The 23,470-nt window shown below is 67.5% G+C and carries 23 protein-coding genes; 8 read left to right on the top strand and 15 right to left on the bottom strand.

Annotation, left to right across the window (positions count from 1 at the left end; all coding sequences use genetic code 11):
* The first annotated feature begins 15 nt into the window (after positions 1 to 15).
* Positions 16 to 1,794 (top strand): beta-galactosidase family protein, encoded by a 1,779-nt coding sequence (locus JNB_RS07465; protein WP_009775826.1) that lies wholly within the window; start codon positions 16 to 18, stop codon positions 1,792 to 1,794.
* Here the strand turns inward: JNB_RS07465 and JNB_RS07460 are convergent.
* Both JNB_RS07460 and JNB_RS07455 read right to left on the bottom strand, forming a co-directional pair.
* Positions 1,769 to 3,019: a hypothetical protein gene (locus JNB_RS07460; RefSeq protein WP_009775825.1), complete on the bottom strand. Its 1,251-nt coding sequence runs from the start codon at positions 3,017 to 3,019 to the stop codon at positions 1,769 to 1,771. The two genes, JNB_RS07465 and JNB_RS07460, sit on opposite strands and share 26 nt — an antisense overlap.
* Positions 3,020 to 3,091: 72 nt before the next feature.
* Positions 3,092 to 3,958 carry a serine protein kinase RIO gene (locus JNB_RS07455; RefSeq protein WP_009775824.1) on the bottom strand — a complete coding sequence of 289 codons (867 nt, stop codon included), beginning with the start codon at positions 3,956 to 3,958 and terminating at the stop codon, positions 3,092 to 3,094.
* 268 nt (positions 3,959 to 4,226) lie between these two features.
* Between JNB_RS07455 and JNB_RS07450 the strand changes: the two genes are divergently transcribed.
* A complete protein-coding gene (locus JNB_RS07450; RefSeq protein ID WP_009775823.1) occupies positions 4,227 to 5,441 on the top strand; it encodes an acyl-CoA dehydrogenase family protein in 1,215 nt (404 codons plus the stop codon).
* Positions 5,442 to 5,488: 47 nt separating this feature from the next.
* On the opposite strand, the gene JNB_RS07445 is transcribed toward JNB_RS07450, so the two are convergent.
* Complete coding sequence (locus JNB_RS07445) at positions 5,489 to 5,953, bottom strand: hypothetical protein (RefSeq protein WP_009775822.1); 465 nt, start codon at positions 5,951 to 5,953, stop codon at positions 5,489 to 5,491.
* Positions 5,954 to 6,032: 79 nt separating this feature from the next.
* Here JNB_RS07445 and JNB_RS07440 point away from each other — a divergent pair, with 79 nt between their 5' ends.
* Both JNB_RS07440 and JNB_RS07435 read left to right on the top strand, forming a co-directional pair.
* Positions 6,033 to 6,617, top strand: coding sequence for a general stress protein (locus tag JNB_RS07440; protein WP_009775821.1), 585 nt, complete (start codon positions 6,033 to 6,035; stop codon positions 6,615 to 6,617).
* A 36-nt stretch (positions 6,618 to 6,653) separates the two neighbouring features.
* The gene (locus JNB_RS07435; RefSeq protein ID WP_009775820.1) at positions 6,654 to 7,400 is read left to right on the top strand and encodes a PIG-L deacetylase family protein; all 747 of its coding nucleotides are present in this window, start codon (positions 6,654 to 6,656) and stop codon (positions 7,398 to 7,400) included.
* On the opposite strand, the gene JNB_RS07430 is transcribed toward JNB_RS07435, so the two are convergent.
* Both JNB_RS07430 and JNB_RS07425 read right to left on the bottom strand, forming a co-directional pair.
* The gene (locus JNB_RS07430) at positions 7,387 to 8,883 is read right to left on the bottom strand and encodes a M48 family metalloprotease (protein WP_009775819.1); all 1,497 of its coding nucleotides are present in this window, start codon (positions 8,881 to 8,883) and stop codon (positions 7,387 to 7,389) included. The two genes, JNB_RS07435 and JNB_RS07430, sit on opposite strands and share 14 nt — an antisense overlap.
* Positions 8,884 to 8,968: 85 nt before the next feature.
* Positions 8,969 to 10,468: an aminopeptidase P family protein gene (locus tag JNB_RS07425; RefSeq protein WP_009775818.1), complete on the bottom strand. Its 1,500-nt coding sequence runs from the start codon at positions 10,466 to 10,468 to the stop codon at positions 8,969 to 8,971.
* 18 nt (positions 10,469 to 10,486) lie between these two features.
* Here JNB_RS07425 and JNB_RS07420 point away from each other — a divergent pair, with 18 nt between their 5' ends.
* The gene (locus tag JNB_RS07420; RefSeq protein ID WP_009775817.1) at positions 10,487 to 11,518 is read left to right on the top strand and encodes a DUF2332 domain-containing protein; all 1,032 of its coding nucleotides are present in this window, start codon (positions 10,487 to 10,489) and stop codon (positions 11,516 to 11,518) included.
* A 77-nt stretch (positions 11,519 to 11,595) separates the two neighbouring features.
* Complete coding sequence (locus JNB_RS07415) at positions 11,596 to 12,771, top strand: IS30 family transposase (RefSeq protein ID WP_085942696.1); 1,176 nt, start codon at positions 11,596 to 11,598, stop codon at positions 12,769 to 12,771.
* A 74-nt stretch (positions 12,772 to 12,845) separates the two neighbouring features.
* Here JNB_RS07415 and JNB_RS07410 read toward each other — a convergent pair whose 3' ends face one another.
* The gene (locus tag JNB_RS07410) at positions 12,846 to 14,552 is read right to left on the bottom strand and encodes a glycerol-3-phosphate dehydrogenase/oxidase (protein WP_009775815.1); all 1,707 of its coding nucleotides are present in this window, start codon (positions 14,550 to 14,552) and stop codon (positions 12,846 to 12,848) included.
* 119 nt (positions 14,553 to 14,671) lie between these two features.
* On the bottom strand, positions 14,672 to 16,186 hold the full coding sequence (gene glpK / locus JNB_RS07405) for a glycerol kinase GlpK (RefSeq protein WP_009775814.1): 1,515 nt from the start codon (positions 16,184 to 16,186) through the stop codon (positions 14,672 to 14,674).
* 114 nt (positions 16,187 to 16,300) lie between these two features.
* On the opposite strand from glpK, the gene JNB_RS07400 reads away from it, so the two are divergent.
* The gene (locus JNB_RS07400; protein WP_040884380.1) at positions 16,301 to 16,852 is read left to right on the top strand and encodes a MaoC family dehydratase; all 552 of its coding nucleotides are present in this window, start codon (positions 16,301 to 16,303) and stop codon (positions 16,850 to 16,852) included.
* An 82-nt stretch (positions 16,853 to 16,934) separates the two neighbouring features.
* On the opposite strand, the gene JNB_RS20375 is transcribed toward JNB_RS07400, so the two are convergent.
* Positions 16,935 to 17,957, bottom strand: a complete 1,023-nt coding sequence (locus JNB_RS20375) for a hypothetical protein (RefSeq protein WP_009775812.1) — start codon at positions 17,955 to 17,957, stop codon at positions 16,935 to 16,937.
* The gene (locus JNB_RS07385; RefSeq protein WP_158306127.1) at positions 17,950 to 18,450 is read right to left on the bottom strand and encodes a SigE family RNA polymerase sigma factor; all 501 of its coding nucleotides are present in this window, start codon (positions 18,448 to 18,450) and stop codon (positions 17,950 to 17,952) included. Before JNB_RS07385 ends, JNB_RS20375 begins: the two co-directional genes overlap by 8 nt.
* Positions 18,451 to 18,570: 120 nt before the next feature.
* On the opposite strand from JNB_RS07385, the gene JNB_RS07380 reads away from it, so the two are divergent.
* A complete protein-coding gene (locus JNB_RS07380; protein ID WP_009775810.1) occupies positions 18,571 to 18,975 on the top strand; it encodes a VOC family protein in 405 nt (134 codons plus the stop codon).
* Positions 18,976 to 18,992: 17 nt separating this feature from the next.
* Here JNB_RS07380 and JNB_RS07375 read toward each other — a convergent pair whose 3' ends face one another.
* The 6 genes from JNB_RS07375 to JNB_RS07350 all read right to left on the bottom strand — a co-directional run bounded on the left by JNB_RS07375 (position 18,993) and on the right by JNB_RS07350 (position 23,433).
* Complete coding sequence (locus tag JNB_RS07375; protein WP_009775809.1) at positions 18,993 to 20,021, bottom strand: hypothetical protein; 1,029 nt, start codon at positions 20,019 to 20,021, stop codon at positions 18,993 to 18,995.
* On the bottom strand, positions 20,014 to 20,511 hold the full coding sequence (locus JNB_RS07370) for a SigE family RNA polymerase sigma factor (RefSeq protein ID WP_009775808.1): 498 nt from the start codon (positions 20,509 to 20,511) through the stop codon (positions 20,014 to 20,016). Before JNB_RS07370 ends, JNB_RS07375 begins: the two co-directional genes overlap by 8 nt.
* Before the next feature lie 96 nt (positions 20,512 to 20,607).
* Positions 20,608 to 21,471 carry a hypothetical protein gene (locus tag JNB_RS20370; RefSeq protein WP_009775807.1) on the bottom strand — a complete coding sequence of 288 codons (864 nt, stop codon included), beginning with the start codon at positions 21,469 to 21,471 and terminating at the stop codon, positions 20,608 to 20,610.
* The gene (locus tag JNB_RS07360) at positions 21,468 to 21,974 is read right to left on the bottom strand and encodes a SigE family RNA polymerase sigma factor (protein ID WP_009775806.1); all 507 of its coding nucleotides are present in this window, start codon (positions 21,972 to 21,974) and stop codon (positions 21,468 to 21,470) included. The genes JNB_RS20370 and JNB_RS07360 overlap by 4 nt, the downstream gene beginning before the upstream one ends.
* 95 nt (positions 21,975 to 22,069) lie before the next feature.
* The gene (locus JNB_RS21480; protein WP_009775805.1) at positions 22,070 to 22,930 is read right to left on the bottom strand and encodes a hypothetical protein; all 861 of its coding nucleotides are present in this window, start codon (positions 22,928 to 22,930) and stop codon (positions 22,070 to 22,072) included.
* The gene (locus tag JNB_RS07350; RefSeq protein WP_009775804.1) at positions 22,927 to 23,433 is read right to left on the bottom strand and encodes a SigE family RNA polymerase sigma factor; all 507 of its coding nucleotides are present in this window, start codon (positions 23,431 to 23,433) and stop codon (positions 22,927 to 22,929) included. Before JNB_RS07350 ends, JNB_RS21480 begins: the two co-directional genes overlap by 4 nt.
* Positions 23,434 to 23,470: the final 37 nt, after the last annotated feature.

Genomic DNA, 23,470 nt, shown 5'->3' with positions numbered 1-23,470 from the left:
GCACCAGGACGTTCGATGACCAGCCAGACCGCACGACCTCAGCTCGACGTGCGCGATGGTGCCTTCCTTCGCGGCGAGGCGCCGCACCGAGTCCTCAGCGGGGCGATCCACTACTTTCGGATCCACCCCGACCTCTGGGAGGACCGGCTGCGGCGTCTCGCGGCGATGGGTCTCAACACGGTGGAGACCTACGTCGCGTGGAACTTCCACGAGCGGGTTCGTGGCGAGATCGACTTCACCGGCCCACGTGACCTGGCGCGGTTCATCTCTCTCGCGGGGGACCTCGGCCTCGACGTCATCGTCCGGCCCGGCCCCTACATCTGCGCGGAGTGGGACTTCGGCGGGCTGCCGGCGTGGCTGATGACCGAGCCGGGCATCGCACTGCGCACGAGCGACCCGGCGTTCCTCGCGGCCGTCGATGACTGGTTCGACGCGGTGGTTCCTGTCATCCGGCCGCTCCTCACGACGGCGGGTGGTCCGGTCGTCGCCGTGCAGGTCGAGAACGAGTACGGCTCCTACGGTGACGACGCGGCCTACCTCGAACACTGTCGAAAAGGCCTGTTGGACAGGGGAATTGACGTCCTGCTCTTCACGTCCGACGGTCCCGGACCCGACTGGCTCGACAACGGCACGATCCCCGGCGTCCTCGCGACGGTGAACTTCGGGTCGCGCACCGACGAGGCCTTCGCCGAGCTTCGCAAGGTGCAGCCTGCCGGCCCGGACATGGTCATGGAGTACTGGAACGGCTGGTTCGACCACTGGGGCGAGCCGCACCACGTCCGCGATGTCGACGACGCTGCCGGGGTGCTGGACGACGTCCTGCGCGCAGGCGGGAGCGTCAACTTCTACATGGCGCACGGCGGCACGAACTTCGGCCTGTGGAGTGGCGCCAACGTCGAGGACGGCAAGCTCCAGCCGACCGTCACGAGCTACGACTACGACGCCGCCGTCGGCGAGGCGGGGGAGCTGACCCCCAAGTTCCACGCCTTCCGTGAGGTCATCAGCCGGTATGCCGTGACCGCACTTCCCGAGTTGCCGCCCCTCCCAGCGAGGCTGGCTCCGCAGACGGCTGAGGTCGACGGTTGGGTGGCCCTCCTCGACACGATGGACCTCTTCGACGAGCCGGTCTCGGGGCCAGTGCCACAGTCGATGGAAGCCCTCGGTCAGGACCACGGGCTCGTGCACTACCGCGGGAACGCGCTGGTGCCGACGGACGGACGCACTCTTGAGCTGGACGGTCTCGCCGATCGCGCGACGGTCCTTGCCGACGGGGTGCTGCTGGGTCGGGTCGACCGCAACGACGTGAGCCAGTCCCTGCCGCTGACACCCCGTCCCGACGGAGGGCGCACGACGTTCGACGTCATTGTCGAGAACCAGGGACGGATCAACTTCGGTGCAGCCATCGGTGAGCGCAAGGGACTGCGTGGCGTGCGCATCGCACATCGCAACGTCCATGGCTGGGAGTCGAGCGCCATCCGCCTCGACGACCCTGCCCTGACCAGTCGCCTCGACTTCGGCGATGCTGCCGTGGACGCCCAACGTGGGCCGGTGTTTGCCCGGGCCACGTTCGAGATCGACGCGCCGGCCGACGGCTTTCTCGCTCTCCCCGGCTGGGGCAAGGGGTTCCTCTGGCTCAACGGCACGTTGCTCGGACGCTACTGGGGGATCGGGCCGCAGGTGACGCTCTACGCGCCAGCGCCGCTGTGGCGCACCGGTTCCAACGACATCGTCATCCTTGAGATGGAGCAGGCCGGGGCCGAGGTCGAGCTCAGGGGAGAGCCCGACCTGGGCTGAGTTCGTCGGCCACGCGCGTGATGGAACGGGCCGCGAGGTGTTGCGTGTCGTCGGCGAGTGCTGGGAGGACGATCGCGGCCGAACGCTCCGAGCTCGCGGTCACCCAACGTTCGTGGAACGCGCTCCCGGGGGCCACCTTGGCACGTCGGTGAAGGTCCGTTCGGAGGTCGTGGGCCGCGACGATCGCCACCCGCCCTGGTTGCGGCTCGACGCCCTCGCGCTGGGCCGCGATGCAGTCGGCGAGGGCGAGGGCAAGGGGCTTCGCCTGATGCTCAGTGGTGAAGAGGCCGAGGTCGTACTCGCGTTCCGGGAAGTCGAGCAGCGTGCGGTCGACATCGTGCGAGCACCACCAGGTGATCCCGAACAGTCCGGGGTGATCGATGACCGAGGCCACGGTGCGCTCCACAAAGTCGGCAGCTGCCGCCACCGGCACGTCAGGAAGCGGGGCGCCGACCTCCTGCAGCCAGACGCGACGTGAAGGATCGGGCGCCATCGCATCGGCCAGTTCGACAAGGTAGGCGGCGTGGCTCGTCGTGGCCGGACCGAGCGGCCCGTCGATCGCCGAAACTCCGTTGAACACCCACGAGTGCACTGTGGTCAGGTCGCCGAGATCCGTGGCCGACACGGGAGAAAAGGGATGGTCGGGGGAGTACCACGCGTCGTCGTACAGCGAGTGCAGTGCGAGGACGTCGGGCGCGTTGGCGCGCACGACGTCCACGAGGTCGGACGCCCACTGATGCGACTGTTCAAGGGTCGTGGGGTTGGACGGCCAGAGGTTGTTGACCTCGTTGCCCAGGGTGATGGCAAAGACGTTGGGCCTGGCCGCGACGGCGCGCGAGACGGCGGCGGCGTAGTCGGCAATCCCCTCCCGGGCGGCGGGGTCGGTGAAGAGGCTGGCGCGATGCCAGGTGGTGATCCACGACGGCAGGAAGTCGTGGCTGGACAGGTGGCCCTGGAGCAGGTCCACGGCGACATCGAGGCCGAACTCCGCCGCGGCATCGATCAGGGCGGTGAGGTCATCGATGCTGCGCTGACGGATGAGGCCGCGGTTGGGCTGGATCACCGGCCACAGGGGGAAGACTCGAACGTGGTCCAGGCCGATGCTCGCCAGATCCTCGAAGTCACGGCGCGCATCATCCACTCGAAGGTCGAGCCAACTGTGGAACCAGCCCTGCGACGGCGTGTAGTTCGCGCCGAAGCGCACTCGGTCGCGGGCTGTGGGCATCGCGGAGCCTTCCTGGCAACACGGTGGACGGTGGAAGCCCAGACTATGGCGGTGGAGGCCCCGCCGCAGGGGTCACCAACCGCTTCCCGCAGCCATGGCCGCGACGTCGCCGAAGAGCAGGTCGGCGTCGATGGTGAGCCCACGTCGGGTGAACCAGTCGCACATCACCCGGACGTCGCGCTCGAGGAACTCGAAGCCGTGCGGGTTGCCCACGACGTCGACGATCTGCGGCCAGTCGATGACGACGAGCCGGTCGTCGTGGACGAGGACGTTGTAGGGGGAGAGGTCGCCGTGCGCCCACCCCTCCTGCGCCAGCGTGAGGACGACTTGGCGGAACTGCTCGAACAGCTCGGCGAGCAACTCGGGAGACGGCTTCGTCTGCACGAGCCGGGGAGCGGCTGTGTGGCCGATTCCGACGAACTCCATGAGCATCTCGGCCTCGTTGAGCTGGACGGGGTAGGGCACGGGCAGCCCGAGCTCCCAGAGCCGACCGAGGGCGTCGAACTCGGCCGCCGCCCACTGGCCGGCGATCATCGATCGACCGAACTCGGTGCGGCGCGCCATCGCTCGCATCTCGCGGCTCTTGCGAACGCGACGACCTTCGAGGTAGCCGCCATCGCGGTGGAAGAGACGGTTCTCGGCTCCGCGGTAGCGCTTGGCCGCGAGCAGGCTGTCGAGAGACTGTCCCGGCAGCGCGAGGTGGTGTGAGCCATCGGGAAGCCAACGACGGATCAGGTGGACGTCCGCCTCTTTGCCGGTCTTGAGGACGCCGAGGTCCTCCTCGACTGCGCCGAGGGCGGTGATGACCCAGTCCGGTCGTGGTGTGGGGCCGTGCATGGCGCCGTCCCAGCTGGACCAGCGCTCTCCCTCGGGTGGTGCGTCGGGGGAGGTGTCAGTGGCGAAGAGCGGCGATTCGGTGGTGCTGTCGTGAAAGGACAAGGTGAGACTCCAAGAAGGGAAGGAAATGGGCGCGGGAGCGGCCCTGGACAGTCGTGGACATGTCACGCCTCCTTGGAATCGGTGCACAGGCTCATGCGTATGCCGTGCGGCTGGCAACCAGCGTCCCAGCCCCGGCTGCTCCGGCGCCACTCCTTTTTCGGGTGCGGTGGGGTGGGGGGACTCACACGCCTGACGGGTGGGAGCGAAGGGGAGCGGACGGCATACTCGTAAACGTTGTTTCATCCCCTCACGAAGGCGGCCCACACGCATGTCTCGGCTCCAGCGCACTGAAGGTCTCACCGACGAGCAGAGCGAGCTCATCAAGCTCGTGCGGCAGTTCGTCGAGGAGCAGATCATCCCGGTCGCGCAGCAGCTCGAGCACGCCGACGAGTACCCGACGGAGATCGTCGAGGGCATGAAGGAGATGGGGATCTTCGGCCTGATGATCCCCGAGGAGTACGGCGGTCTCGGCGAGTCGCTGCTGACCTACGCACTGTGTGTCGAGGAGATCGCGCGCGGCTGGATGTCGGTCAGCGGCATCATCAACACGCACTTCATCGTGGCCTACATGCTGCTGCAGCACGGCACCGAGGAGCAGAAGCAGCGCTACCTGCCGCGCATGGCGACCGGCGAGGTCCGTGGCGCGTTCTCCATGTCCGAGCCGGGTCTCGGTTCCGATGTCGCCGCGATCAAGTCGAAGGCCATTGCCGGCGAGGGTGAGGGCGACGACCAGAAGTGGACCGTCAACGCCCAGAAGATGTGGCTGACCAACGGTGGCTCGTCCAACCTCGTCGCCGTGCTCGTCAAGACCGAGCTTGGTGAGTCCGACTCGCCCTACAAGAACATGACGACCTTCCTTGTCGAGAAGGAGCCCGGCTTCGGGCAGACCGCTCCTGGTGTCACGATCCCCGGCAAGATCGACAAGATGGGCTACAAGGGCGTCGACACAACGGAAATGGTGCTCGAGAACTACGAGACCACGTCCGCCCAGATCCTCGGCGGAGCACCCGGCAAGGGCTTCTACCAGATGATGGATGGCGTCGAGGTCGGCCGCGTCAACGTCGCCGCCCGCGCCTGTGGACTGGCCCGTCGCGCCTTCGAGCTCGGCATCACCTATGCCCAGCAGCGTGAGACCTTCGGCAAGCAGATCGCGCAGCACCAGGCGATCATGTTCCGCCTCGCCGACATGGCGACGAAGGTCGAGGCCGGTCACCAGATGATGGTCAAGGCCGCCCGCCTCAAGGACTCGGGGGAGCGCAACGACCTCGAGGCCGGCATGGCGAAGTACCTCGCGGCCGAGTACTGCGCCGACGTGGTCCAGCAGTCGTTCCGGATCCACGGCGGCTACGGCTACTCCAAGGAGTACGAGATCGAGCGGCTCTACCGCGAGGCCCCGATGCTGCTCATCGGTGAGGGCACGGCCGAGATCCAGAAGATGATCATCGGCCGCCGACTCCTCGAGGAGTACGCGCTCAAGCGCTGACTCTCGCTTCGTTCGCTGACCGGCATACCGACCGATGGGTATGCCGGTCAGTCACGTTCGGCGTGGCGGGAGTCGTAGTCCGTGGGTTCAATCCTGCGGAAGCTCTTCCTCAGGAGGTAGCCGCCGACGGCGAGGAAGAACACGGCCCCAAACGGGGATCCAACCCGAATCATCGGTCCGCGCCGACCGTCGAAGAACGTGGGTTCGACTTGACCCGCGAACGTCCACATGACCAGCGCGAAGCCGATCACGAGGACACACGTGCCAGCCAGTCGGATGCCTGGCGATCGGTGCCGACCGAGGAGTGCCGCGGGCACGAAGAACCCCGCTGAGCCGAGGCACAGCAGCACGCCACCGGTGGCGGAGATTGGTACGTCGCTCTTGACAGCCATGAAGGCACTCCCCACGGCAGCCACGACAAGAAAGGACAAGAACGCGACTGCGGCCCACCGCCGTGATCCGAAGTCCTGATTTCCGATCCAGACGCCTTCGGCGTCCTCGCGCTTCCCCATGCGGACATCATGCCGTTTGCGTGTATGCCGGTCAGTCACCTCCCAGCCACTGTCCAGTTCCGGGTGGGAGACTGAGCGCATGAGCACCCAACCGACGCGTGGACTCGGCGCTGCCGCCGCGTCCAAGATCCTCTCACTCGAGTACCCCATGTCACTGGGCGTGCACGACACCTACGCCTCAGCCCAGAAAGCCGTCGACTACCTCTCGGACCACGAGTTCCCGGTCGAGAACGTCCTCATCGTCGGCACCGACCTCAAGCAGCTCGAGCGGGTCACGGGTCGGCTGACCCGTAGCCGGATCCTCATTGGAGGAGTGCTGTCCGGTGCGTGGCTCGGTCTGCTCATCGGGCTCATCTTTGCGCTCTTCGACACGAGTGGCTTCTCGTGGACCTCGGTCCTCGCCACCGTCATCTTCGGCTCCGTGTTCGGCGCCATCTGGGCGCTGGTCGGCTACTCGCTCACCGGTGGTCAGCGGGACTTCACGTCGGTGACCCAAGTCGTGGCGACCAAGTACGAGGTCCTCACGGAGCACAAGTACGCAACGCGTGGTCGTGAGCTCCTCGCCGAGATGGACCCGATGGCGGCTGCGCAGGCCCAGGCCCAGCAGGCCCAAGAAGCTGCTCGACGCAGCGCCGAGGCGCAGGGCCCGGCTTCCACCAACTGACGGAAGCGCGCGCCCTGGCGGGTCTAGCCTGACGGGATGGACGCTCCCTCGAACGCTCCGCTGGAACCGCTGACCGAGGACTTCTCCTCGGTCCTGTGCGTTGTCGCGCACCCCGACGACATCGAGTACGGCACAGCGGCGGCCGTCGCCCGCTGGACCGAGGCCGGCAAGGTCGTGACCTACTTCCTGCTCACGCGCGGCGAGGCGGGCATCGACACCATGGCGCCAGCCGAGGCAGGTCCCGCCCGTGAGGCGGAGGAGCGGGCCAGCGCTGCCGTCGTCGGCGTCACCGAGGTCGACTTCGGCATCCATCCCGATGGCAACGTCGAGTACTCCCTCGACCTCCGCCGCGACATCGCCCGCGAGATACGTCGCCGCAAGCCCGAACTGGTCATCACGGGGGACTACGGCAACCGGTTCGTCGCGGGGATGCTCAACCAGGCCGACCACCGAGCGGTGGGCTTGGCGTGTGCCGATGCCGTCGCGGACGCCGGAAACCGCTGGATCTTCCCCGAACTTGTCGAGGAGGGCTTCGAGCCGTGGAACGTCGCGATGCTCGCCTTCATGGGCACAACGACCCCGACGCACTACGTCGATGTCGGCGACAAGGTGGATGTCGCAGTCGCCTCGCTCGAGGAGCACGCGGCCTACAACTCAGCGCTGCCGGACGACTTCCCCAAGCCGGCCCAACTCGTGCCGATGATCCTCGAGATGGGTGCCCAGGCCGCGCGGGCCGAGGGCGTCACTCACGCCCTCGCCCTCGACGTGGTCAACCGCCGCTGACGGCGCCCGACGTGGGCTGGGGAGTGGTCAATGGCAGCGGGGTGTCGAGGTCGAGCCCGAGCTCGCGGACGTAGGCCGTCAGTTCGTCGATCTTGGCGGGATCAGTCACGACTGCGGCGACCCGGTCCCGCAGTCGGATCTCGCGACCGTCGATGTGGACGAGATCCCACAACTCACTCCAGTCGACCACGAACCGGGCCAACCCCGATGCGGTCAGCGTTGCCGCGATGGAGCTCGTCACGAAGTCGGTCACCTGCTGCCCGGCGACCTCGTCACGCTGCATGGCCGGGACATCCGAGGGAACGAGAGGTCCAAACGCAGCCCGGGTCTCAATGTGGGGTGCGAGCGCGATGACCTCGCCGATCGTCCGGGCCCGGGCGCGCAGGCCCGTCTCGTCGAGGTAGGCGTTGGTCCGTCCGGTGCTGATCGCGCGTCCTGCGATGTCCACGACCTCGTCCCATGAGGCGACGGGATCAGAGTCACCAGTGAGTTGGAGCTCAATGGGATCGAACGCGGCGATGCCACCGTCGAGGAGCTCGTAGGCCGGTGAGTCACCGTCGGCCGGCGCGACCGCGGTACCCGCTGGCATCGCCTCGAAGGCCGCGATGCGGGCCCGAATCGGTGGGTGGGTGTCGGACCAGTCGCCGGTCGAGTCGGAGTTGAGGACATCTGTCGCGGCGCTGTCGATCAGGACACTGCGAGCCGACATCGTCTTGATGAGTCCTTGAGCGATGGGCGCTCGCCGAGCCGCCGGTCCGGTGAGGGCGAAGTGTGACTGCAGGTACACGCTCATTCCGAGGTCGGCGTCCACGACCCGCCGCAACGCAGAGGCGGCGGTCGCAGGGTCGGTGAGCCGGGCGGCATACGCGTCAGCCTCCCATTCCTGGTCTCGCGACGAGGCCGCCGTGAGTCGGCCGGCGAGCTTGGCGTAGCCGCGCATGACCCACCCCATGGCGCCTTCTGTGCGCTGTGCCACCTCGTGCATGAGGGCGTGTGCCCGCCAGGTCAGGGCGGTGAGTCGCGTGTGGCCGGCACCGAAGTGACCGAACTCGTGCGCCAGGACGGATCGGAGCTCGCCGGTGGTGAGAGTCGCGAGCAGGGGCAGGCCGAGGAGCAGTTCGCGACGGCCGGCCGCCTGCGTCACGGCCGCGTTGACGTCCGGCACGACGACCAGACGGTCCGCGGGGCCGGTCCCGACGCCGCTCGCGGCCCCGTCGGCAGCTGCCCAGAGTCGGGGGTGCTCGCTCCGCGTGATCTCGTGGCCGACGGCAGGCTCCGGCCGCGCGCTGAGCACCTGGCGGAGGGCGACGACAACGGCGTACGCGAACGGCACCACGACGAAGAGCAACTTGGCGCCGGCGAAGCCATGACTGCTGGTGAAGGCGAAGTAGACCACCCAGGCCAGACCAGCGATGAGCCCGACGACGAGCACCGGAAAGAGGGCAAGCAGAAGCAGGGATCCCCCTGCGCGAAACGTGCGCATGGCGGAATGCTGCCAGTCGACCCGCGTCCGCGCAGCGAAACGCACACAGTGCAGCGAAGCCGACCGGGCAGCCGGCCCGGGTGGGTCAGACGTCGGCGTTCTCCTCGCGAACGTCGGCGATCCAGGCCTCGACCTCGGCGCTCGACCGTGGCATCGCTGCCGAGAGGTTCTCGTTGCCGTCCTGCGTGATGACGATGTCGTCCTCGATGCGCACCCCGATGCCGCGGAACTTCTCGGGCACCTTGAGGTCGTCGGCCTTGAAGTAGAGGCCCGGTTCGACCGTGAGCACCATGCCCGGCTGCAGTTCGGCGTCCATGTACTCGGTACGCGTCGCGAGGGCACAGTCGTGGACGTCGATGCCGAGGTGGTGGGAGGTGCCGTGAACCATCCAGCGGCGGTGGTACTGACCGTGCTCGGTGTCGAGGGTGTCGTCGACACTCACGCCCTCGGGCAGCAGTCCCCACGCGTGCAGGTGCTCGGCGATGACGCGGATGGCGGCAGCGTGGATGTCGGAGAACTTGGCCCCCGGCTGAGCCGCAGCGATCCCGGCCTCCTGGGCGGCATACACGGCGTCGTAGATCTCGCGCTGCGCGTCGGTGAAGGTGCCGCTCACGGGGAGGGTGCGGGTGATGTCGGCGGTGTAGAGGGAGTCGACCTCGACCCCGGCGTCGAGGAGGACGAGGTCACCGTCCTCGACGTCGCCGGTGTTCTTGATCCAGTGAAGCGTGTTGGCGTGGTCGCCGGCCGCCGCGATGGAGTCGTAGCCGACACCGTTGCCCTGGTGGCGCGCGTGCAGGCCGAAGATGCCTTCGATCCAGCGCTCGCCACGGCCGAGTTCGACGGCGGTGGCGAGCTCGGCGATGACCGCTTCGAAGCCGACGTGCGTTCCCGCGACGGCCTCGCGCATCTGCTCGATCTCGAACTCGTCCTTGATGAGGCGGAGCACCGAGAGCGCGTGGGCGAGGGAGTCGTCCTGCTCGGAGAGGGTCTCCTCGGCGGCGCCGTTCTCGACCCGGGCAGCGTCCAGGGTGCGGGTCAGGTCGCGGTCGGCGTCACGGACCAGGCGAACGGTCACCTCGCCGGCGTCCTTGGCCGCAGCGGCCTCGAACTCGTCGATGTGGCGGGCGGTCAGACCGAGCTCGAGCTCGAGGTCGGCAAGGCTCGGGCGCGCACCGACCCAGAACTCGCCGTAGCGGGCGTCCGCGAAGAAGTCGTCGCTGTCGCGCTCACCGAGCGGGCGGAAGTAGAGGATCGCCTCGTGGCCGTCATCGGTCGGCTCCAGCACGAGCACGGCGTCCGGCTCACGGTCGGCACCGAGGCCCGTGAGGTGGGCGAAGGCGCTGTGGGGGCGGAAGACGTAGTCACAGTCGTTGGTGCGCACCTTGAGACCACCGGCGGGCACGATGACTCGCTGCTTCGGGAAGGCGGCGCTCACGACCGCGCGGCGCGCCGCGGCATACTCCGCCGAAGGCGCCTGTCCCTCAGCCTGCGGTCGTCGGTCCGCCCAGTCCTCACGCACGAAGCCGCGGAACTCCTCGGTCGTGGGGCGGGCACGGTTCTCGGCCTTCTTCTGCTCTTCACTCACCCCCCTATCGTGGCACGGGTGAGTGCCTATGACGGAGCCACCTTGGGTGAGCGCATCGCGAACCATTTCGGCGGGAGCACGGAGCACCTGTATGGCGTGCTCATGCGCGACCTCGCGGCTGACTGGGAGCGGGGCGGCGTGGTGCGCGAGATCCTCGCCGGGCGTGAGGATGCGCCGCCGGGTGACATGGTGCAGCTCCGGCTGCTCGCCGGCGTCCATCGCATCGTGCTGCGTGGCGATGCACCTGAGCTTGCGGCGTTCTATCCGTCGGTGGGTGGAACTGCTGACCGGTATGCCGTGTGGCCGGCTCTCGAGCCTGTCCTGCGTTCGCACGTGGCCGAGTTGCGTGAGGCGCTCGACGTGGCTCCCCAGACCAACGAAGTGGGGCGCTCGATCGCCCTGCTCGCGGGGTTGTCAGAAGCGTTGCGGCGCAGCGGAATGCGCAAGGTGAGGTTGTTGGAGCCAGGGGCTTCTGCGGGCCTGAACCTGCTCGTCGACCAGTTCCGCTTCGAGGGCGACGGTTGGACGTGCGGGCCGGACGACGCGCAGCTCGTGCTGGCGGGTTGTGAGGCGGCGGGCTTCACGCCGGAGCCCTTCGAGGTCGTGGAGCGGCATGGGTGCGACCTTGACCCCTTCGATGCAACGACACCAGAGGGGGAGGCCTATCTGCGCTCCTACATCTGGCCCCACATGCCCGAGCGGGACGGGCGACTCGTCGCTGCGCTGGCGACGCTGCGCGAGCACCCGGTGACCATCGACCGGGCTCCAGCGGCGGACTGGGTGAGGGACCAGCTGGCTTCCCCGGCCCCAGACGGTGTGCTCACGGTCGTGTGGCACTCGATCACGCGTCAGTACTGGCCGGCCGCCGAGTATGCCGCGATGCTCGCCGCCATCGACGAGGCCCGCTCACGCCTGCCGGTCGTGCGGGTGGCTCTTGAGGACCCGTCCCCGTTGCCCACGTCGGGCACCTGGCGCCCGCAGGTCGAGGTCGACGATGACGTCATCGGTCACTGCACGCACCACGGCCCACCCCTCGACCTGTTGCCCTGATTCCGACTTGTTGCGCAATCCGTCGTCCTTGGGCTCAAGTGATCGGTGCAACGTCCTGATTTTCTGGAGGTTGTCTGATGATGGGTCGTCCGCCGCTGCCTTGGGCAGTGCGTTCAGTGTTTTGGGATGGCATTTCGAGGGGTTGGTCGATCAAGGCTTCGGCTCGTGCTGCGGGGTGTAGCCCGGCGGCTGGGCGGAAGTGGATGAAGCAGGCTGGTGGTGTGAAGCCGCGTTTGGTCAAACACCGTCCTGGGATGTTGTCGTTCATTGATCGGGTTCGGATCGCGGAACTTGAGGAAGCTCGGTACAGCGCTGCCGCGATCGGTCGGGTGTTGGGGCGCCCGACGTCGACGATCACGCGTGAGCTGGCGCGTGGGTGTGATCGTCGCGGTGGGTATGACCCGGTGCGGGCTCAGGACGCGGTCGATGCGGCGATGAGGCGCCCGAAGGCGCGTAGGTTCGAGCTGAACCAGCGCTTGCACGTGGAGGTTCAGAAGCGTTTGGACCTTAGGAACAGTCCGGAGCAGATCTCGGGAAGGCTGCGTGTGGATTTTCCTGACGAACCGGAGATGTGGGTGTCACCAGAGACGATCTATCAGGCCTTGTACGTCCAGGGCCGTGGCGCGCTCAAGCGTGAGGTGGCGGCCACGCTGCGCACGGGGCGTGTGCACCGCAAGCCTCGCACCGCTGCGACCCGTAAGCCTGGCGCGGTCAAAGACATGATCAACATCAGCGAGCGCCCCGCCGAAGCCCGGGACCGGGCTGTGCCTGGCCATTGGGAAGGGGACCTGATCATGGGCGCGAACAACGCCTCCGCGGTCGGGACCCTGGTCGAACGGTCCACCGGGTTCGTGATGCTGCTGCACCTGCCCGATGACCACACCGCCGCGACGGTCGCTGCCGCGATGCAGGCCGCGGTCCCGAAGATCCCCGAAGTCCTGCGCCGCTCCCTGACCTGGGACCAGGGATCCGAGATGGCGTTGCACACCCAGATCACTCAAGCGACCGGGTTACCGATCTACTTCTGCGACCCGCACTCGCCGTGGCAGCGCGGCAGCAACGAGAACACCAACGGGCTCCTACGGCAGTACCTACCCAAGGGCAGCGACCTGTCTATCCACGGACCGGGGATCCTCGACAACATTGCCGCCGAACTCAACGCCCGCCCCCGTAAACGCTTCGACTGGGCCACCCCTGCCGAAGTACTCAACGCGTTCCTCACCAAACAAGGGCGCGTTGCGCCCACCGCTTGACGTTGCACCGACCGCTTGAATCCACCGTCCCCCGCTGCGCTCCTCCCGACGGATTGCGCAATAAGTCGGGGATTTCAGAGGGCGGCGTCGGGGGCGAGGCGACGTGCCTGGTCGGCGCTCTCGTCGTCGGGCATCGTCTGGCTGGACATCTCGGCCTCGACGCGACGGTGATAGATGTCGATCTCTTCGGCCACCCGAGCGTCGTCCCACCCAAGGATCGGGGCCGCGAGGGCCGCTGCGTGTGGTGCGGCACTGAGCCCGCGGTCGCGAGCCTCGATGGAGATGCGGGTACGCCTCGCGAGGATGTCGGTGAGGTGCATGGCGCCCTCGGTCGCCGCGGCATAGACGATCTCGGCCTTGAGGTGGGTCTCGCCACCGGGCAGGAGCTCGCCGAGCTCGGGCTGGGCGTTGATGAGCGCGATGATCTCCTTGGTGAGCGTGCCATAGCGCTCGAGCAAGGTCTCGACGTGCTCCTGGTCGATGCCGGCCGAGCGGGCGAGGATCTGGGGCCGCTCGCTCAACCACTCCCAGCCCACGGCACCGGCGAGGGGCACCTTGTCGGTGGAGGACTCTGCGACCTCGGCCCCGAAGTCCTTGACCGCCTCGTCGACAGCGTCCTTGGCCATGATCCGGTAGGTCGTGTACTTGCCACCCGCGACGAGCGTGAGCCCGGGAACCGGTGTGGCGACGACGTGCTCACGCGAAACCTTGGTCGTCTCGTCCTTCTCGTCACCCGAGATCAACGGGCGCAGCCCGGCATACACACCGTCGATGTCGTCGCGCGTCAGGGGAGTGACGAGGACGGAGTTCACCGTCTCGAGGAGGTAGTCGATGTCTGCCGACGTCGCCGCCGGGTGGGCCTTGTCGAGGGTCCAGTCGGTGTCGGTGGTGCCGATGATCCAGTGGTCGTCCCACGGGATGATGAAGAGGACGGACTTCTCGGTGCGCAGGATGACGCCGGTCTCGGAGGTGATCCGGTCGCGTGGCACGACGAGGTGGATGCCCTTGCTCGAGCGCACCTTGAGCGGTCCGTCCTCGCCGACCATCGACTGGATCTCGTCGGTCCAGACCCCGGCCGCCGCGATGACGCGGCGGGCGTGAATGTCGAACTCCTCGCCGGTCCGGTTGTCCCGAGCGCGCACGCCGATGATCCTGTCGCCGTCCATCGAGCGCAGCATGCTCACGGCGGCGACACGGTTGACGACGTGTGCGCCGTGCATGGCGGCCGTGCGGGCCAGTTCGAGAACGAAGCGGGCGTCGTCGACCTGGGCGTCGTGGTACTGGATCGCACCGGTGAGGGCGTCGGGACGCAGGCTGGGCATGAGCCGCAGCGCGGCCTTCTTGCCGAGGTGACGGTGGCGGGGCAGACCCGCCGTCTGGCGCACCCCGAACGCGAGCCCGTCATAGAGGGCGATGCCGGACCCGACGTAAAAGCGTTCCCACGCGGGCTTGCTCAGCGGATACATGAAGGGGACGGGGCGCACCAGGTGCGGAGCGATCGTCGTGAGGAGGAGGCGTCGCTCCTGCAGCGCCTCGTGGACGAGACCGAAGTCGAGCATCTCGAGGTAGCGCAGACCACCGTGGATGAGCTTGCTCGAGCGCGAACTCGTGCCGCTGGCGTAGTCACGGGCCTCGATCAGGCCGGTGGAGAGGCCGCGGGTGACGGCATCGAGTGCCACGCCACAACCGACGACACCGCCGCCGACGACAAGCACGTCGAGCTCCTCTCCCGACCGGAGCCGTTCGAGGGTGGACGCACGTGCCGCGGGAGAAAGGGTCACCGCGTCAGCATAGTTCGGGCCAGGCCCTCGGACTTCGGGACTTCCGCTGGGCAGGAGAGAAGCCGTGCGGCCGCTCCGCGATCCTCAACGAGGCGCGCACCCGGGCCCTGTGGCGTCGGTCAGTCGACGTCGACCCAGTCGAGGGTGCGTTCGACGGCCTTGCGCCACCCGGCATACCCGTCCCGACGCTGGTCATCGGACCAGGTCGGCTCCCAGCGCTCGGCCTCGGCCCACTTGGCACGCAGCTCGTCGGTCCCGGACCAGAACCCGGTGGCCAGCCCAGCGGCATACGCAGCTCCGAGGGCGGTCGTCTCGGCGACGACCGGCTTGCTCACGGGCACTCCGAGGATGTCGGCCTGGAGCTGCATGCACAGACGGTTGGCCGTGACGCCGCCGTCGACGCGCAGGGTCTCGATCTTGACGCCGGAGTCGGCCGTCATGGCATCGGCGACATCGCGGCTCTGGTAGCAGATCGCCTCGAGCGTCGCGCGCGCCACATGGGCGTTGGTGTTGAAGCGGGACAGCCCGACGATCGCGCCCCGGGCGTCACTGCGCCAGTAGGGCGCGAACAGTCCACTGAATGCCGGCACGAAGTAGACACCACCGGTGTCCTCGACCTGCCCAGCCAGCGTCTCGACCTCGGATGCGCCCGAGATGATGCCGAGCTGGTCACGGAGCCACTGCACGGCACTCCCTGTCACCGCGATCGAGCCCTCGAGCGCGTACACCGGTGCGGCAGAACCGAACTGGTAGGCCACGGTCGTGAGCAGGCCATTGCTGCTGCGGACCAGCTCGGTGCCGGTGTTGAGGAGCAGGAAGTTGCCGGTGCCGTAGGTGTTCTTGGCCTCGCCCGGCTCGAAGCACACCTGGCCGACGGTCGCGGCCTGCTGGTCGCCGAGTACGCCGGTGATCGGCACCTGGGCCGTGCCACGCTCACCGGACGTCGTGCCGTATGACGTGTCGTCACTGCTCGCGTGGATCGTCGGAAGCATCTGGCGTGGGATGTTGAAGAAGCCGAGGAGCTCGTCGTCCCAGTCGAGGGTCGTGAGGTCCATGAGCATCGTGCGGCTCGCGTTGGTCACGTCGGTGGCGTGGATGCCTCCGCGCGGACCACCGGTGAGGTTCCAGACCAGGTAGGTGTCCGGCGTGCCGAAGATCGCGTCGCCACGCTCTGCCGCCTCGCGGACCCCGTCGACGTTCTCGAGGATCCACTGGATCTTGCCGGCCGAGAAGTAGGTGGCCGGTGGCAGCCCGGCCTTGTGCCGGATCGTCTGGCCGCGCTCGTCGGCATCCAGTGCCTTGGCGATGGAGTCGGTGCGCGTGTCCTGCCAGACGATGGCGTTGTAGTAGGGCCGCCCGGTGCGCCGATCCCACACGATCGCCGTCTCGCGCTGGTTGGTGATGCCGATGGCGGCGAGGTCGGTCGAGGCGAGACCGGCACTCGTGAGGGCACTGCTGATGACCGACTGGGTGCGGTCCCAGATCTCCAGCGGGTTGTGCTCGACCCAGCCGGCCCGCGGGAGGACCTGGTCGTGTTCGAGCTGGTGGCGTGCGACCTCACGCCCGTCGTGGTCGAAGACCATGAACCGCGTGCTCGTCGTGCCCTGGTCGACTGCTCCGATGAAGTCCGCCATGGACCGAGAGCCTAGGGCTCGAAGCCACACACGACGGCAGGTGACCCGGCCTGTGAGGGAACGCACGCGGCATACGTGATGTGTCGGAGCGAGCGGCAGGCGAGGATGGGCGCCATGCAATTCGGACGCAGCTATGAAGAGTTCGAGGTCGGAGCGACCTACAAGCACTGGCCCGGGAAGACGGTCACCGAGTTCGACGACCACATGTTCTGCCTGTTGACCATGAACCACCATCCGCTGCACCTCGACACGAACTACGCGTCGGAGACCACGCAGTTCGGCAAGAACGTCGTCGTCGGCAACTACGTCTACTCGATCCTGCTCGGTATGTCCGTCCCGGACATCTCCGGCAAGGCCATCGCCAACCTCGAGATCGAGTCCCTGCGCCACGTTGCCCCGACGTTCCACGGCGACACCCTCTATGGCGAGACCCGCGTCCTCGACAAGTGGGAGTCCACCTCCAAGGACGACCGTGGCGTCGTCTATGTCGAGACCATCGGCTACAACCAGGACGGCAAGGTCGTCTGCATCTTCCGCCGCAAGGTCATGGTCCCCAAGGACAACTACCTCGAGTCCCGTGGCGGCGAGCAGCCCGGTCGCCCGGTGCCGCAGCCGGACAAGAACTGGCCCGGTGCCGAAGCTTCGGAGAAGCCCACCGCGAACTGAGTCTCGTTCTCTCGCAACGCAAGCGGGCGGCATACCCAGAAAGATGGGGTATGCCGCCCGCTCGCGTTGCGCTCCGGGGCGCCTACCGCTTGACGGGCTCGCCGTGTCGCGTGCCGGATGGGTCAGTCCACTCGACGTCCGTCGGGTAGACCTCTCCGGTTTCCACCTTCGGCGATGCCGTGCGCTCCGTGTGGAGGAAGGTCCACTCGCTGCCGGGCTTCCCGAGTGTCGTGGCGTTGGTTGAGATGCCGTTGTTCCACCTCACCGTGACGTCCTTCGCCGTGAGTCCCTGGGTGGGGATGACGAGTGTCGCGCTGAGGAACTGGATGCTGGACGAGCGGGTGTCGAAGTTGTCGCCGGTCCATGGCGTCGAGCCGGCAGGGTAGTCCGAGCCGGAACCGCCATCGGGGCGCTGGCTCATGATGAGGCGCCGCTGGGTGTCCAGGACGAGGACTTCCCCGGTCGTGGGATTGACGACGCTCGGTAGGGCCTTGCCCGCCTGGTCGAAGGCGCCGGTGGCGTCGGTCCAGATGATGTCACTGGGTGTGGCCGCCTTGGTGTCGGTCGGGAGGGCGAAGGTCACCACCTGGTAGTCCGTGCCGACCAAGGGCTTGGGATCCGCGATCGCCCGGATGACGTCGCTCTCCGTGACCAGGGTGAACGTTCGGGCCCGCGCCGGCGCCACGAGGAGCAGGATCCCGGGTGCGATCTCCTTCGGCGCCTCGGTGATCACCCCGGGCTTCGCGGTCCACCGATCGATCCGGGTCCGCTTGCCGGCATCGACCGAGAAGACTGTGATGATCGCCGGTCGCCCGGCTCCGGACGGCCCTATCTCAACTGCGTAGCGGTAGTCGAGGATCTCTGTCGACGATGAGCCGGTGCCCGGTCCAGCTGGTTGGGTATTCCCACCCGGGAGAGGGCCGAAGGCACCGAAGGCGATCGCCACGGCGGCGAGTGCTGCGACTCCACCACTGACCGCAGCGAGGCGTCGACGGCGCCGGACCCGCCGACCCGTGGCCAGCGTTGCGGAGAGGTCGTAGGTCAGGTCCGGCGCGGGTGCGCGGACGAGCAGGTCGTGGATGTCGTCGTACTCGTGGTCAGACATGGTTGTCCTCCTTCTGGTCCTCGGCGGCCAGTGCCTCACGCAGTTTGGCCAGTCCCCGGGAAGCGCTGCTCTTGACGGTGCCGATGCTGATGTTGAGGAGGTCGGAGACCTCTGCCTCGGACAGCCCGGCGTAGTGACGCATCACGACCACCTGCCGCTCGCGGGCGGGCAGCAGGGCCAGGAGGCGGACGATGTTGTCGGTGTCCTCTGGCTGCTGGTCGTGGTGCTGCTGTTCCGGGAGCTCTCTGACTGTCGTCTCGTGCCTGCCACGTCGGTGCTGGTCGATCTGTTCGTTGAGGATGCACTTGCGGGCATAGGCCTGCGGCTGTGTGTGCCGCAACTTCCCCCAACGGAGATAGACCTTGACCATGGCCGACTGCACCAGGTCCTCGGCCTGTGACGCGCTGCCGCAGATCAGCCACGCAGTCCTGAGCAGACCCGGCGTCGCCGCCGTCGCGAACTCCGCGAACTCGTCGTCGTGGTTTCCTGCCATCTCACCCCTCGCCCCCATCTCGGTCGTCATCGTTGCACCCCCTGAACGGAGCAACCCGGCAAAAGGTTGAGTGGCGAATTTCGGTGGCTCGGCGCGAGTGTGGGTGGAAGGGTGTGCGCCATGACTTCACGGATCTCGCACACGACCTTCGACTCCCGCGACGCCCACGCCCAATCCCATTGGTGGAGTGAGGTGCTCGGCTGGTCGGAGGACCCGCAGGACCCGAACCTGCCTGGTCACGAGGAGTGCATGATCTTCAGTCCCGACGGGCGGCAGCGCGTGCTCTTCATCGAGGTATCCGAGGGCAAAACGATCAAGAACCGGCTCCACCTCGACCTCACCCCGACCGACCGCACCCGGGACGAAGAGGTCGAGCGCCTCCTCGCCCACGGGGCGACGATGTTCCAGGACCTGCGCAAGCCCGATGGTGGGTGGGCGACGCTCCTCGACCCCGAGGGCAACGAGTTCTGCATCCTGCGCGGCGAGACGGAGCGACCGGACCCCTACGCCCACCTCGTCGTCTGAGTCACCTCAGGCGCTGGTCACTTGACGACTTCGGTATGCCGTGTGCCGACCACGTCAAGCCACGTCACCGAACGGACGGTTGGGCCCGTGCTCGTCGAGGGCGCGCTTGCCTGCGCCCAAGCGACGACTCCACCCGGTATGGGCTTGGTGATGACGTCGCCAGCGCCACTGTCGGCGTTGACCCATTCGAACGACACCTCCTTCGATCCTTCGGGAAGCAAGGTGACCGAACGCCAGGCCCATGGACCGCCGTCGGCCTTCTCGCCGGTTCCCAAGGTGGTGGTCTGGCCATCGCTCAGCGGCCTCGTCGACCCGCCACCAGGGTTGAACACGCCCATCACACCGGAATCGTGAGCAACGAAGAACGTCTCCCCAGTGCCAATTGCCGTGCTCGGCAGGCGGTTCCCGCGGGCGTCGCGCACCTCCCCGGAGGTGTTCATCCAGATCGTGTCCACGTAGTTGCTGACGTCGCCGACCTTTTCGAAGTCAAGGGCGATCGCCTGATAGTCGGTCCCGGGCAGGCGCTGTTGGTCCGTGGTCATCCCCCCGCTGCTGGGTCGAATCCCCCCACTGCTGGGGCGAGTGATGGTGAGCAAGCCAGTCGCACCGGCCGGGGCGGTGCCGAGCATGACACCGTCAGCGCCGCTGCCCGTCCCGAGAGAGACGACGTCGGAGGAGGCGCTGGATCCGGCGAGTTGGGTCCTCTTGCCGTTCGTGATCGAGGAGAAGATGACGTTGGGCTGGTCCTTGCCTGCGCCCGGAATGACCTCGACGGCATACCTGCCGTCAAGGAGTTCGGCCGACACTCGACCGGACGAGGAAGCGGTTGGTGACGGGCCTGCCGGGAGGGCGTCTGTGCCGAAGTCCGTGCCCAGGGCACCGAATGCGATCGCGGCGACACCGACGACCCCGACCACGCCAACTGCGCTGCGGCGCAACGTCCGTCGGCGCAGACGACGGCGCCCACCGGCATACACAGCCGTTTCGTCGACGACCATCGACGGGTTCGGGGGAGCGGCGAGCAGCTCGAGGATCGGGTCAGACATGGCGGACTCCTTCGGTGGCGAGCAGGGTGCGCAGGCGGGCAAGGCCGCGCGAGGTCGAGGACTTGACCGTCCCCGTGCTGATGTTGAGGGTGTCGGCGACCTCGCGTTCGGAGAGGTCGGCGTGGTGGCGCAGGACGACGCACTGCCGTTCGCGCACGGGAAGCTGGGCCAGGGCGGTGGTCAGCTGGTCGGCCAAGGCGACTCGGTCGGCGCTGTCCGAGCGGCCTCGCTCGGGCACCTCGGAGGTGAGGTTCTCGCGCCAGCGACGGCGGTGGGAGTCGGTGTGCAGGTTGACGAGGACGCGGCGCGCGTAGTTGTGGGTCCCGCCCGGCTCGATTCGGGGCCAGGCGACATAGACGCGTTCGAGGGTCTCCTGGACGAGGTCCTCCGCGCTGGATGCGCCGCCGCTGAGCAGCCACGCCAGCCGCAGCAGCCGCGGGGAGCTCGACCGCAGGAACTCGTCGAACGACCCGTCCTCGCGCCTGTTCACGACACCACCCCTTCTCAACACCATCGAACCGGACGCCCTTGGTACGGGCGACCGGTTCGAAAGGTTGTCACGTTGTGACGCGGCGCGACGTGTGGCTCAGCTGGGGAAGCAGTATCCGACGCAGTAGTCGTTCACTTTCCCGTCCGCCTCGCGCAGTGTCATGTGCTCCACGTTGCCGTTCTCGTCGATGGTCGCCGCCTTCGGAAGCTTGATGATCGTCATCGTGATCGAGTGGCCGTCCCCCGGAATAGGCAGAGTGATCGACTTGAACGCCTCGCCGCTGACCGGCTGGGAGTTCTCCGACACGACGTCGGACAGTGGTCCTACGAAAGATGCGAAGACGACACGTGGGTCAGATTCAACGATGAGGGAGAACTCGCCACTGACTGAGTCGGTCCGTGTGTGCACGAGCGACCCGTTGGCGCGTACCTCGGTCTTGTAGTTGTCATACCCAGCCACTGTCCCGGCCCGGACCAGTCGCATTCGGTAGTTGACGCCCCCTACCGAGACGGGATCGGACCACTCGAGCCCCGTCGCCGTGGTGGTGCTGGCGGTGGGAGTTTTGGTCCTCGTGGACGATGAGGTCCGGCTCGGCTTGGCGGTCGAGGTTGCCGTCGCTGAGGGCGTCGAGGACGGAACTGCCGTCGGCGTCGCAGTCACGGTGGCTGACGGCGACGCCGAGGAGGTGGTCGTGGGAGTTGCCTCCGGGGTCGGGGTGACCGTCGGTGTCGGGATCGCGGGCAGTGCGTCGTTGCTGACCCGAGGTGCGAGCACGCCGATGGTCCCGGCGATCAGGAGAGTGGCGGCTGCGACACCGGCGACGGTGAGGACGCGACGGCGGACGACGACGCGGTGGCCGCGGGCGAGGACGTCCTGGTCGGTGGCGCCGAGGCTCTGGGGTGCGGCGGATGCGGCTCCCTGGAGTTCGCCCCTGAGCAGGTCTTCGATGTCGAAGCTCATCGCTGGCTCCCTTCTGCAGAGGTGTGGGCTGTTCGGAGGGTGGCGAGGCCGCGCGAGCCTGCCGACTTCACGGATCCGACGGAGATCCCGAGCAGGTCGGCGACCTGTTGTTCGGAGAGGTCCTGGTAGTAGCGCAGGACCACGATCGTGCGCTGTTGCCGGGGCAGCAGGTCGAGCATCCGCAGGATCTGGTCGCGGTGCTCGACCTTGTTGTCGGGGCGGATCTCGTGTTCGGGGACGTCGTCAACGGTGACCTCGCGGGAGGTCTTGCGCCACGTGTCGGTCTTCTGGTTGACGAGCACCCGGCGCGCGTAGGCCAAGGCGGACTCGGACCGCACCTTGGGCCACGCGGCATACGTCTTGACGAAGGCCGCCTGCACGAGTTCCTGCGAGCGGTCGGTCGAGCCCGTGAGCAGCCACGCCGTGCGCAGCAGCGATGGTGTCGCGTCCGTCATGAACGCGGTGAATGCTGCATCGCGTTCGGCCTTGGATTGCCGTGCCATGTTCCCCCCTGAATTCGTCGTATCACTTTGCACAGCTGGAATGAGTTGTTGAAGGTTGCCCGGGCGCCCGGTTCGAGTGGTTGTCACGAAGGGCGTCATTCCTTGGACAAGTCCCAGACGCTGCCGTTGGACAGTCTCACTACCCAGTCATTGACATCGCCTGCGCTCGCCGACGTGCGAACGATTGTCACGTGGAGGTCCATGTATGGCTCGCCGGTCGCGTCGTCTCCATCGGGCGTGGGAACGGCGATGTGCCCAATCACTTCGTCCGTAACCGGCTGTCCCTTGATGGAGATCAGATCGGTGATCCTGTAACGGCCGAGGTAGTACGTGATACGGGAGTCGCCAGAATCTGCACCGAAGCGATTCTCGGAGTTGAAGACGTTCTGAGGCGAAAAGACATTGGCACCGCCACTCTCGAGCTCGAGGTTGTAGTTGTGTTGACCAACGATCGGCACATATCGGGCGCGATAGGCCCGGCCTGCGACCGTCACCCGATCGGACCATCCCGGAGTAGCTGAGAGAGTTGAGCCGGGGGTGGGTGTCTTGGTCCTGGACGGGGTCGAGGAGGGGGAGGTGGTCCGGGTCGGCTTGGCGGTCGAGGTCGCCGTGGCTGAGGGCGTCGAGGACGGTGTGGCCGTCGGGGTCGCAGTCACTGTGGTGGACGGCGACGCCGAGGAGGTGGTCGTGGGAGTCGCCTCCGGGGTCGGGGTGACCGTCGGTGTCGGGATCGCGGGCAGTGCGTCGTTGTTGACTCGCGGCCCGAGCACGCCAATGGTCCCGGCGATCACGAGGGTGAAAGAGGCGACTCCGGCGACGGTGAGGACTCGACGGCGGATGACGACGCGGCGGCCGCGGGTGAGGACGTCCTGGTCATCGACGCCGAGGTGCTGGGGCGCGCCGATGGCGGCGCCTCGGAGCTGGTCGCGGAGCAGGTGTTCGATGTCGGGGCTCATCGCTGGCTCCCTTCGGTGGAGAGGTGGGCTGTTCGGAGGGTGGCGAGGCCACGAGAGCCTGCGGACTTCACGGATCCCACGGAGATGCCGAGCACGTCAGCGACCTGCTGCTCGGAGAGGTCCTGGTAGTACCGAAGGACGACGATCGTGCGCTGAGCCCGGGGAAGCAGGTCGAGCATCCGCAGGATCTGGTCGCGGTGTTCGACCTTGTTGTCGGGGCGGATCTCCTGTTCGGGGACCTCACCGACGATGACCTCACGTGACGTCTTGCGCCATGTGTCGGTCTTCTGGTTCACGAGCACCCGGCGCGCGTAGGCCAGGGCGGACTCACGTCGCACCTTGGGCCACGCGGCATACGTCTTGACGAAGGCCGCCTGCACGAGTTCCTGCGACCGATCGGTCGACCCCGTGAGCAGCCACGCGGTGCGCAGCAGCGACGGTGTCGCGTCCGTCATGAACGCGGTGAACGCGGCGTCGCGCTCTGCCTTGGACTCCCGCCCCATGGTTCGTCCCCCCTGCATCTGGTTCCCCCTTCGTGGT

The sequence above is a fragment of the Janibacter sp. HTCC2649 genome, assembly GCF_000152705.1.
In the GTDB taxonomy this organism is placed as follows: Bacteria; Actinomycetota; Actinomycetes; order Actinomycetales; family Dermatophilaceae; genus Knoellia.
This window is presented reverse-complemented; position numbering and strand designations above follow the sequence as displayed.

Bases quoted from the DNA above. Each gene is read 5' to 3' on its own strand.
- JNB_RS07440 (WP_009775821.1), top strand. From the start codon at position 6,033: ATGAGCACCCAACCGACGCGTGGACTCGGCGCTGCCGCCGCGTCCAAG.
- JNB_RS07350 (WP_009775804.1), bottom strand. From the start codon at position 23,433: ATGGGGCGGGAGTCCAAGGCAGAGCGCGACGCCGCGTTCACCGCGTTC.
- JNB_RS21480 (WP_009775805.1), bottom strand. From the start codon at position 22,930: ATGAGCCCCGACATCGAACACCTGCTCCGCGACCAGCTCCGAGGCGCC.
- JNB_RS20370 (WP_009775807.1), bottom strand. From the start codon at position 21,471: ATGAGCTTCGACATCGAAGACCTGCTCAGGGGCGAACTCCAGGGAGCC.
- JNB_RS07415 (WP_085942696.1), top strand. From the start codon at position 11,596: ATGATGGGTCGTCCGCCGCTGCCTTGGGCAGTGCGTTCAGTGTTTTGG.
- JNB_RS07430 (WP_009775819.1), bottom strand. From the start codon at position 8,883: ATGCGCACGTTTCGCGCAGGGGGATCCCTGCTTCTGCTTGCCCTCTTT.
- JNB_RS20375 (WP_009775812.1), bottom strand. From the start codon at position 17,957: ATGTCTGACCACGAGTACGACGACATCCACGACCTGCTCGTCCGCGCA.
- JNB_RS07465 (WP_009775826.1), top strand. From the start codon at position 16: ATGACCAGCCAGACCGCACGACCTCAGCTCGACGTGCGCGATGGTGCC.
- JNB_RS07375 (WP_009775809.1), bottom strand. From the start codon at position 20,021: ATGTCTGACCCGATCCTCGAGCTGCTCGCCGCTCCCCCGAACCCGTCG.
- JNB_RS07400 (WP_040884380.1), top strand. From the start codon at position 16,301: ATGCAATTCGGACGCAGCTATGAAGAGTTCGAGGTCGGAGCGACCTAC.
- JNB_RS07460 (WP_009775825.1), bottom strand. From the start codon at position 3,019: ATGCCCACAGCCCGCGACCGAGTGCGCTTCGGCGCGAACTACACGCCG.
- JNB_RS07360 (WP_009775806.1), bottom strand. From the start codon at position 21,974: ATGGCACGGCAATCCAAGGCCGAACGCGATGCAGCATTCACCGCGTTC.
- JNB_RS07450 (WP_009775823.1), top strand. From the start codon at position 4,227: ATGTCTCGGCTCCAGCGCACTGAAGGTCTCACCGACGAGCAGAGCGAG.
- JNB_RS07380 (WP_009775810.1), top strand. From the start codon at position 18,571: ATGACTTCACGGATCTCGCACACGACCTTCGACTCCCGCGACGCCCAC.
- JNB_RS07445 (WP_009775822.1), bottom strand. From the start codon at position 5,953: ATGGGGAAGCGCGAGGACGCCGAAGGCGTCTGGATCGGAAATCAGGAC.
- glpK (WP_009775814.1), bottom strand. From the start codon at position 16,186: ATGGCGGACTTCATCGGAGCAGTCGACCAGGGCACGACGAGCACGCGG.
- JNB_RS07385 (WP_158306127.1), bottom strand. From the start codon at position 18,450: ATGGCAGGAAACCACGACGACGAGTTCGCGGAGTTCGCGACGGCGGCG.
- JNB_RS07435 (WP_009775820.1), top strand. From the start codon at position 6,654: ATGGACGCTCCCTCGAACGCTCCGCTGGAACCGCTGACCGAGGACTTC.